The sequence below is a fragment of the Pseudescherichia vulneris NBRC 102420 genome (assembly GCF_000759795.1).
GTDB lineage: Bacteria > Pseudomonadota > Gammaproteobacteria > Enterobacterales > Enterobacteriaceae > Pseudescherichia > Pseudescherichia vulneris.
In genome coordinates this window covers 26340-34865 of sequence record NZ_BBMZ01000029.1, presented here as the reverse complement: position 1 = coordinate 34865, position 8526 = coordinate 26340, and the positions used below count along the sequence as shown (strand labels likewise).

At 56.6% G+C, this 8526-nt stretch carries 9 protein-coding genes and 2 tRNA genes; 9 read left to right on the top strand and 2 right to left on the bottom strand.

Annotation, left to right across the window (positions count from 1 at the left end; all coding sequences use genetic code 11):
* Nucleotides 1-47: 47 nt before the first annotated feature.
* Both EV102420_RS18625 and EV102420_RS18620 read left to right on the top strand, forming a co-directional pair.
* Nucleotides 48-124, top strand: a tRNA-Asp gene (locus EV102420_RS18625).
* Nucleotides 125-179: 55 nt separating this feature from the next.
* Nucleotides 180-255 (top strand) — tRNA-Trp (locus tag EV102420_RS18620).
* A 122-nt stretch (nucleotides 256-377) separates the two neighbouring features.
* On the opposite strand, the gene hdfR is transcribed toward EV102420_RS18620, so the two are convergent.
* Complete coding sequence (hdfR, locus tag EV102420_RS18615; protein WP_370678344.1) at nucleotides 378-1229, bottom strand: HTH-type transcriptional regulator HdfR; 852 nt, start codon at nucleotides 1227-1229, stop codon at nucleotides 378-380.
* An 88-nt stretch (nucleotides 1230-1317) separates the two neighbouring features.
* On the opposite strand from hdfR, the gene maoP reads away from it, so the two are divergent.
* Nucleotides 1318-1656, top strand: coding sequence for a macrodomain Ori organization protein MaoP (maoP, locus tag EV102420_RS18610; RefSeq protein WP_042395035.1), 339 nt, complete (start codon nucleotides 1318-1320; stop codon nucleotides 1654-1656).
* 27 nt (nucleotides 1657-1683) lie between these two features.
* Here the strand turns inward: maoP and EV102420_RS18605 are convergent, their stop codons facing one another.
* On the bottom strand, nucleotides 1684-3204 hold the full coding sequence (locus EV102420_RS18605) for a YifB family Mg chelatase-like AAA ATPase (protein WP_042395032.1): 1521 nt from the start codon (nucleotides 3202-3204) through the stop codon (nucleotides 1684-1686).
* Between the two features lie 320 nt (nucleotides 3205-3524).
* Here EV102420_RS18605 and ilvL point away from each other — a divergent pair, with 320 nt between their 5' ends.
* The 6 genes from ilvL (at nucleotide 3525) to ilvD (ending at nucleotide 8525) form a co-directional block, all read left to right on the top strand.
* On the top strand, nucleotides 3525-3623 hold the full coding sequence (gene ilvL, locus EV102420_RS21660) for an ilv operon leader peptide (RefSeq protein ID WP_001311244.1): 99 nt from the start codon (nucleotides 3525-3527) through the stop codon (nucleotides 3621-3623).
* 86 nt (nucleotides 3624-3709) lie between these two features.
* Nucleotides 3710-3760, top strand: a complete 51-nt coding sequence (gene ilvX, locus EV102420_RS22660) for a peptide IlvX (protein ID WP_217996441.1) — start codon at nucleotides 3710-3712, stop codon at nucleotides 3758-3760.
* A gap of 2 nt (nucleotides 3761-3762) precedes the next feature.
* Nucleotides 3763-5409, top strand: a complete 1647-nt coding sequence (gene ilvG / locus EV102420_RS18600) for an acetolactate synthase 2 catalytic subunit (RefSeq protein ID WP_042395029.1) — start codon at nucleotides 3763-3765, stop codon at nucleotides 5407-5409.
* Entirely contained in the window at nucleotides 5406-5669 is a 264-nt protein-coding gene (gene ilvM, locus EV102420_RS18595) for an acetolactate synthase 2 small subunit (RefSeq protein WP_042395027.1), read from the top strand. The genes ilvG and ilvM overlap by 4 nt, the downstream gene beginning before the upstream one ends.
* Before the next feature lie 17 nt (nucleotides 5670-5686).
* Nucleotides 5687-6616, top strand: coding sequence for a branched-chain amino acid transaminase (locus tag EV102420_RS18590; protein WP_042395023.1), 930 nt, complete (start codon nucleotides 5687-5689; stop codon nucleotides 6614-6616).
* Between the two features lie 58 nt (nucleotides 6617-6674).
* Nucleotides 6675-8525 (top strand): dihydroxy-acid dehydratase, encoded by a 1851-nt coding sequence (gene ilvD / locus EV102420_RS18585; protein ID WP_042395021.1) that lies wholly within the window; start codon nucleotides 6675-6677, stop codon nucleotides 8523-8525.
* Nucleotide 8526 lies beyond the last annotated feature (1 nt).

Sequence of the window (8526 nt, the reverse complement as noted above, 5' to 3'; positions counted from 1 at the left end):
GCAGTTAACCGGGATAAAATATCCGGGTAGTGACAAAGAAATTCGGTGGAGCGGTAGTTCAGTCGGTTAGAATACCTGCCTGTCACGCAGGGGGTCGCGGGTTCGAGTCCCGTCCGTTCCGCCACTTATTATAAAATTAAGCCTGCTCAGTTATAGCAGGCTTAATAGTAAGAAAATTTAGGGGCGTAGCTCAGTTGGTAGAGCACCGGTCTCCAAAACCGGGTGTCGCGAGTTCGAGTCTCTCCGCCCCTGCCATATTAGGATCCTTTGCTTAGGCAAAGGATTTTTTTTGCCTGCAATTTAGGGTTTCCTCCCTACTCATCCTCTTATCTTGTCAAACTCATCTCTACGATGCGTCCCTGCACCGTATCCTTGAATTATTCCATCACACTGGTTTTTAAAAGATCTTTAATCTGGCTCTGTTTGTCGCTGTTTTGCAGCCAGATAGCGTAAAGCGGGCGTGAAAGCGTCAGCGTATCTGCCACCATATGCAGATCGGGCTTGTCCTTAGCCCAGTTGACCGGTAGCCACGTGCAGCCTTCCAGTGATACTAGCTGTTGGCGAGCAATCTCAGCGGAGCTGGTCGTTAACAACGGGATCTCATCGCTGGCAATAAGGCCAGACTCATGCTGTTGAAAATCAGGGCCCCATTCGAGCCGCAGGTAGTTCAGGGTCGATTTCAGGCGCGACGGTTCGCTACAGTAGAGCGCAAGCGCAAAGTGTCCTAGCAGTTGGCTACTGAACTCATCCATTTTAGGGGCTTCAGTGGTAATCAGCAGATCCAGCTGCCGCTCATGCAGCTGTTTTACCAGCGATTGCCGCTGTGCGATACGGGCCTCAAATTGTAAGCTCTTATGTGTCTGATAGAGCCGACCCAACCAGCCGTTCAGCATACACTCCCACAGCGAGGCGCTGGCACCAATAGAGAACTCATTGTGCTGCGAACTGTGTGCCACCTCTTTACGGGCGGCCTGCCATGTATTCATTAGCGTTTCTGCGTAAGGCAGAAGTTTCTCACCCGCTACCGTAAGACGAATATTATTACGGTGGCGGGTGAACAGGTTTACCCCAAGCTGGTTCTCAAGCTGGCGAATACGAAAACTGACCGCTGATTGTGTCAGATAGAGCGCTTCTGCAGCGCGTCCAAAGTGACGAGTCCTGCTTACTTCCAGGAAAGTTTTTAGCAATTCCGTATCCACAGCTTTCTCCGCAAAATTATTTGTCGTTATGATTTAAATGTTTTGTTTTACACTCTGTCAAGCGTAACTAATACTCCGCGCCATAAATAGCTCGGCCAAAGAATTAGGAGTGTGTGGGATGGCGGAAAGCTTTACGACGACTAATCGTTTTTTCGACAACAAATACTACCCGCGCGGGTTCTCTCGTCATGGTGATTTCACCATCAAAGAGGCGCAGCTGCTGGAGCGGCACGGTTATGCTTTCAACGAACTCGATCTCGGCAAGCGTGAGCCAGTGACCGAAGAAGAAGAGCTGTTTGTCGCCGTCTGCCGTGGTCAACGCGAGCCCGTCACTGAAGCGGAACGCGTCTGGAGTAAGTACATGACGCGCATTAAGCGTCCGAAACGCTTCCATACCCTCTCCGGCGGTAAGCCGCAGATGGAAGGTGCGGAAGATTACACCGAATCCGACGATTAAAATGCAGGGGCTACGGCCCCTGTTTTTTTATCCCATCATTTTCTGCAGGTGAATGAGCAGGCGGTCAATAGCGCGATAGCCCAGCGCCTCCTGAAGATGTTCCCTACGTATCGTCTCACTCTCTTCCAGATCGGCAATGGTCCGTGCCACCTTAAGCAGGCGCTGCCAGGCGCGTATCGATAACCCAAGCTGGGCAAGCGTCTCTTCAAGCCAGTCGGCATCTTCGGGCAGCAGCCGACAGTAATCGCGTATAGCGGCGCTTTCAAGCCGGGCGTTGAGCGTCTGCTGCCGTTGGTACTGGATCGCCTGTGCAGCAAGCACACGGGCGCGTACTGCCTCGCTGGTCTCGCTGCGGTTGTCCGTCTGGCGCAGCAGGCCCGGTGGGGGAAGCGGGATCTCTAAAGAGAGATCGAAGCGATCGAGAAACGGCCCGGAGAGCTTGCTCAGGTAACGCAGCGTCTGCTCTGGCGTCGCGCGATTATGGTTCCCCTGATAGTGGCCGGTAGGGCTGGGATTCATCGCGGCTATCAGCTGAAAACGGGCGGGGTAGGTCACCTTGGCCCGAGTTCGGGAAATATGAATCTGTCCGGACTCAATCGGTTCACGCAGAGCATCAAGCACGCGCCGTTCAAACTCTGGTAGCTCATCCAGAAACAAGATGCCGTTATGCGCCAGCGAAATCTCGCCAGGCCCGGGAATCGATCCCCCGCCTACCATGGCGGTCAGAGATGCACTGTGATGCGGCGAGCGGAAGGGTCTGCGCCGCCACTGTTTTTTTAGCATGGCGGTATTGATCAGGCTGACAATCGCCGCGCTCTCCAGCGCCTCACGGTTATTTAGAGGCGGCAAAAGGCCGTTCAGGCGGCTGGCCAGCATGGTCTTACCCGTGCCGGGTGGGCCAATCAGTAGCAGGTTATGCCCGCCCGCAGCGGTGATCTCCAGCGCTCGTTTACCCTGCTCCTGGCCTATTACGTCGCTGATATCGTTTTCAGCAACAGGAATAGCGTCGAGATCGGGCACGGCCTCCCGAAGCTGATGTTTCCCTTCGAGAAAGGCACATACCTCCTGCAGATGTCCTGCGATCAGGCAGCGGGCGGCTTCGATGAGTCCGACCTCAGCTTCGTTATCGCTAGCAACGATAATTTGTCTGCCGACGCGTGTGGCCTCCTGCGCGCTGGGGATCGCCCCGGGAACGCCACGGAGCGCGCCTGTAAGCGCGAGTTCGCCAACAAACTCATACCGACTTAAGTGAGACGCGCTGAGCTGCTCAGAGGCTGCCAGAAGCGCAATAGCGATAGGTAAGTCATAGCGTCCTCCCTCCTTGGGGAGATCGGCAGGAGCAAGGTTAATGGTGATCTTCTTTGCTGGGAACGTATAGCCGCTGTTGATGATGGCACTGCGCACCCGATCGCGGGCCTCCTTGACCGTGGTTTCCGGCAGCCCAACGATGGTAAGACCGGGAAGCCCGGCGCTGATATGCACCTCAACCGTAATAAGCGGTGCGGTGACGCCCAACGCCGCACGTGTATAGATAACCGACAGTGACATAGCTCCTCCTGTGACTGCAGGATTATGCCGCTGCGGTTTTTCACCGACAGCTACGCATCTGCGTTTTTACGGCCTGGGTTCAGCGCTATCTGTGTCAGAGATGCAACGCATGCTTAACCCTGGAAGCAGGCGCGCAGTCGCGAAAAATCGTTCGCAGGTGAATTATTTTCACTTAAACTTTTTCTTATATAAAACAATACGTTTTATGAATACCTGCTGTCGCTCCAATAAAAAACTTATAAAAAAATCTTGTGTCGTTAGCAAAAACTGTGATAACTCTTTAGGTATTCCTTCGAACAAGAAGCCAGAAAGTACAGAAAATGACAGCCCTTCTACGAGTGATTAGCCTGGTCGTGATTAGCGTGGTGGTGATTATTATCCCACCGTGCGGGGCTGCACTTGGACGAGGAAAGGCTTAAAAAACAAGCCTTAACGAACTAAGACCCCCGCACCGAAAGGTCCGGGGGTTTTTTTATGGCCTTAAAACAACAGCGAGGAGCAAAGAATGGGTTGTAGCACAAAATTCTGTTTCTCACGATTTACAACGGGGAACTGACTATGAATGGGGCACAATGGGTAGTACATGCATTGCGGGCGCAGGGGGTCGAAACGGTCTTCGGTTACCCAGGCGGCGCAATTATGCCGGTTTACGATGCGTTGTATGACGGCGGCGTGGAACATCTGCTGTGTCGCCACGAGCAGGGAGCAGCCATGGCGGCCATCGGCTACGCCCGCTCTACCGGGAAAACCGGCGTCTGCATCGCTACGTCGGGTCCCGGTGCAACCAACCTGATCACCGGCCTCGCCGATGCCCTGCTCGATTCCGTTCCCGTTGTGGCCATCACCGGCCAGGTTGCCTCGCCGTTTATGGGTACCGACGCATTTCAGGAAGTGGACGTCCTTGGTTTGTCGCTGGCCTGCACCAAGCATAGCTTTTTGGTGCAGTCGCTGGAGGAGCTGCCGCGCGTGATGGCGGAAGCGTTCCAGGTGGCAAACTCAGGCCGTCCAGGTCCGGTGCTGGTTGATATCCCGAAAGATATCCAGGTTGCCGTGGGTGAGCTGGAGCCGCATTTCTCCACCGTTGTAGATGAGGACGCCTTCCCCCATGCCAACGTTGCTGAAGCCCGCCAAATGCTGGCCCGGGCGCAGAAGCCGATGCTGTACGTCGGCGGCGGCGTGGGTATGGCGCAGGCCGTTCCGGCACTGCGGGAATTTATTGCCGCGACGCAGATCCCGGCCACCTGTACGCTGAAAGGACTGGGAGCGGTTGAGGCCGATTACCCATACTACCTGGGCATGCTGGGGATGCACGGCACCAAAGCCGCCAACCTGGCGGTACAGGAGTGCGATCTGCTTATCGCCGTAGGCGCACGCTTCGATGACCGAGTTACCGGCAAGCTGAACACCTTTGCGCCGCACGCCAGCGTGATCCATCTGGATATCGACCCGGCAGAGATGAACAAGCTGCGCCAGGCTCATGTAGCGCTGCAGGGCGATCTCAATGCGCTGTTGCCCGCGCTGCAGCAGCCGTTAGCGGTTGATGCCTGGCGTCAGCACGCCACGGAGATGCGCCGAGAATATGAGTGGCGTTACGATCACCCGGGCGACGCGATCTACGCGCCGCTGCTATTAAAACAGCTCTCCGACCGCAAGCCGCAGGATAGCGTTGTCACCACCGATGTTGGCCAGCATCAGATGTGGTCCGCACAGCATATGACCTACAGCCGCCCGGAAAACTTTATCACCTCCAGCGGCTTAGGCACGATGGGCTTTGGCCTGCCAGCCGCCGTTGGAGCGCAGGTAGCACGCCCGGACGATACCGTGATCTGTATCTCCGGTGACGGCTCCTTCATGATGAACGTGCAGGAGCTGGGCACCGTGAAGCGAAAGCAGCTGCCGCTGAAGATCGTTCTGCTGGATAACCAACGCTTAGGCATGGTTCGCCAGTGGCAGCAGCTCTTCTTCCAGGAGCGCTATAGCGAAACCACCCTGACCGATAACCCCGATTTCCTCATGCTGGCCCGCGCCTTCGGCATCCCCGGCCAGCACATCACCCGTAAAGACCAGGTTGAAGCGGCACTTGACGCCATGCTCGCAAGCGAAGGGCCTTACCTGCTTCATGTCTCAATCGATGAGCTTGAGAACGTCTGGCCCCTGGTACCACCCGGTGCAAGCAACGCACAAATGCTGGAGAAATTATCATGATGCAACATCAGGTCGCCGTTCAGGCCCGCTTCAATCCGGAAACGTTAGAGCGTGTTTTACGCGTGGTTCGCCACCGTGGCTTTCAGATTTGCGCCATGAATATGGAGACAGCCACCGATGCGCAGAGCATAAATATTGAATTGACCGTTGCCAGCCCGCGCTCTGTCGAATTACTGTTTAGCCAGTTGAGCAAACTGGTCGACGTGGCGCGCGTCGAGATCCAACAACGTTCAACCCCAACACAACAAATCCGCGCCTGAGCGCAAAAGGAAGAAAAATGACGACGAAGAAAGCTGATTACATTTGGTTCAATGGCGAGATGGTTCCATGGGGCGAAGCGAAAGTACACGTGATGTCCCATGCGTTGCACTACGGTACCTCTGTATTTGAAGGCATCCGCTGCTACGACTCGCACAAAGGGCCAGTGGTGTTCCGCCATCGCGAACACATGCAGCGTCTGCGTGATTCAGCAAAAATCTATCGTTTCCCGGTTTCACAAAGCGTTGATGAACTGATGGAAGCCTGCCGGGCGGTGATCCGCAAAAACAACCTGACCAGCGCCTATATTCGTCCGCTGGTGTTCGTGGGTGACGTCGGTATGGGCGTGAACCCGCCGGATGGGTACGGTACCGATGTGATCATCGCCGCATTCCCATGGGGCGCATACCTGGGCGCGGAAGCGCTGGATCAGGGTATTGATGCGATGGTCTCCTCCTGGAACCGCGTTGCGCCAAACACCATCCCGACCGCGGCGAAAGCGGGCGGTAACTACCTCTCCTCCCTGCTGGTGGGCAGCGAAGCGCGCCGCCACGGCTATCAGGAAGGGATCGCGCTGGACGTTAACGGCTACATCTCCGAAGGCGCTGGTGAAAACCTGTTTGAAGTGAAAGATGGCATTCTGTTCACGCCGCCGTTCACCTCTTCGGCGCTGCCGGGCATCACCCGCGACGCGATCATCAAGCTGGCGAAAGATCTGGGTATCGAAGTGCGTGAGCAGGTGCTCTCCCGCGAATCCCTCTACCTGGCCGATGAAGTATTCATGTCAGGTACCGCCGCCGAGATCACCCCGGTGCGCAGCGTAGACGGTATCCAAGTTGGCGAAGGCCGCTGTGGCCCGGTCACCAAGCGCATCCAGCAAGCGTTCTTCGGCCTGTTCACCGGCGAAACAGAAGATAAGTACGGCTGGTTGGATCAGGTTAACCAATAAGCATAAATATGGGACGGCACGCACCGTCCCATTTATTAAATAGAGTTGGGAGTAAAGCATGCCTAAGTACCGTTCCGCTACCACCACCCACGGCCGTAACATGGCAGGTGCCCGCGCGCTGTGGCGCGCAACCGGGATGACCGACGCCGACTTCGGCAAGCCGATTATCGCCGTGGTGAACTCATTTACTCAGTTTGTGCCGGGCCACGTGCATCTGCGCGATCTGGGCAAGCTGGTTGCCGAGCAAATTGAAGCCGCAGGCGGCGTGGCGAAAGAGTTCAATACCATTGCGGTCGATGACGGCATCGCGATGGGCCACGGAGGCATGCTCTATTCACTGCCATCTCGCGAACTGATCGCCGACTCGGTGGAGTACATGGTCAACGCCCACTGCGCGGACGCCATGGTCTGTATCTCCAACTGCGACAAGATCACCCCGGGGATGTTGATGGCCTCACTGCGCCTGAACATTCCAGTTATTTTTGTCTCCGGCGGCCCGATGGAGGCCGGAAAAACCAAGCTGTCTGACAAGATCATCAAGCTCGACCTGGTCGATGCCATGATCCAGGGCGCAGATCCGAAAGTATCCGACGAGCAGAGCGAGCAGGTTGAACGTTCCGCCTGTCCGACCTGCGGCTCCTGCTCGGGCATGTTCACGGCCAACTCCATGAACTGCCTGACCGAAGCGCTGGGCCTGTCACAGCCGGGCAACGGCTCACTGCTGGCGACCCACGCCGATCGTAAGCAGCTGTTCCTCAATGCCGGGTCACGTATTGTTGAGCTCACCAAACGTTATTACGAGCAGGACGATGAGAGCGCGCTGCCGCGCAACATCGCCAGCAAAGCCGCGTTTGAAAACGCCATGACGCTGGATATCGCCATGGGCGGTTCCACTAACACCGTTCTGCACCTGCTGGCCGCGGCCCAGGAAGCGGAAATTGATTTCACCATGACCGACATCGATCAGCTCTCCCGCAAGGTGCCGCAGCTCTGTAAGGTTGCACCAAGTACCCAGAAGTACCATATGGAAGACGTGCACCGTGCCGGTGGCGTTCTCGGGATCCTGGGCGAACTGGATCGCGCCGGGCTGTTGAATCGTGAAGTGAAAAATATTCTTGGTCTGACGCTGCCGCAGACGCTGGAGCAGTATGACGTGATGCTGACCCAGGACGAGGCGGTGAAAAAGATGTTCCGCGCGGGTCCGGCAGGCATTCGTACCACCCAGGCGTTTTCGCAGGATTGCCGCTGGGACACGCTGGATGACGATCGCGCTGAAGGCTGTATCCGCTCCCTGGAGCACGCCTATAGCAAAGACGGTGGTCTGGCGGTGCTGTACGGTAACTTTGCCGAAAACGGCTGCATCGTTAAAACCGCTGGTGTGGACGACAGCATCCTGAAATTTACCGGTCCGGCGAAAGTATACGAAAGCCAGGACGATGCGGTAGAAGCCATTCTCGGCGGTAAAGTTGTGGCGGGCGACGTAGTGGTGATCCGCTACGAAGGGCCAAAAGGCGGGCCGGGAATGCAGGAGATGCTCTACCCAACCACCTTCCTGAAATCCATGGGCCTCGGCAAAGCCTGCGCGCTGGTCACCGACGGGCGCTTCTCTGGCGGTACCTCTGGCCTCTCTATCGGCCACGTCTCGCCGGAAGCCGCCAGCGGCGGCAACATCGCGCTGATTGAAGATGGCGATATGATTGCTATCGATATTCCAAACCGCGGCATTCAGCTGCAGGTAAGCGATCAGGAGCTGGCCGCACGCCGGGAAGCGCAGGACGCACGTGGTGCGGCAGCGTGGACGCCAAAAGCGCGTGAGCGTCAGGTCTCCTTCGCGCTGCGCGCCTATGCCACCCTGGCGACCAGCGCAGACAAAGGCGCGGTACGCGATAAATCGAAACTGGGAGGCTAAC

Excerpts from the sequence above, each read along its gene's own strand:
- ilvD (WP_042395021.1), top strand. The coding sequence starts at position 6,675 with ATGCCTAAGTACCGTTCCGCTACCACCACCCACGGCCGTAACATGGCA.
- ilvL (WP_001311244.1), top strand. The coding sequence starts at position 3,525 with ATGACAGCCCTTCTACGAGTGATTAGCCTGGTCGTGATTAGCGTGGTG.
- ilvG (WP_042395029.1), top strand. The coding sequence starts at position 3,763 with ATGAATGGGGCACAATGGGTAGTACATGCATTGCGGGCGCAGGGGGTC.
- ilvM (WP_042395027.1), top strand. The coding sequence starts at position 5,406 with ATGATGCAACATCAGGTCGCCGTTCAGGCCCGCTTCAATCCGGAAACG.
- EV102420_RS18590 (WP_042395023.1), top strand. The coding sequence starts at position 5,687 with ATGACGACGAAGAAAGCTGATTACATTTGGTTCAATGGCGAGATGGTT.
- maoP (WP_042395035.1), top strand. The coding sequence starts at position 1,318 with ATGGCGGAAAGCTTTACGACGACTAATCGTTTTTTCGACAACAAATAC.
- EV102420_RS18605 (WP_042395032.1), bottom strand. The coding sequence starts at position 3,204 with ATGTCACTGTCGGTTATCTATACACGTGCGGCGTTGGGCGTCACCGCA.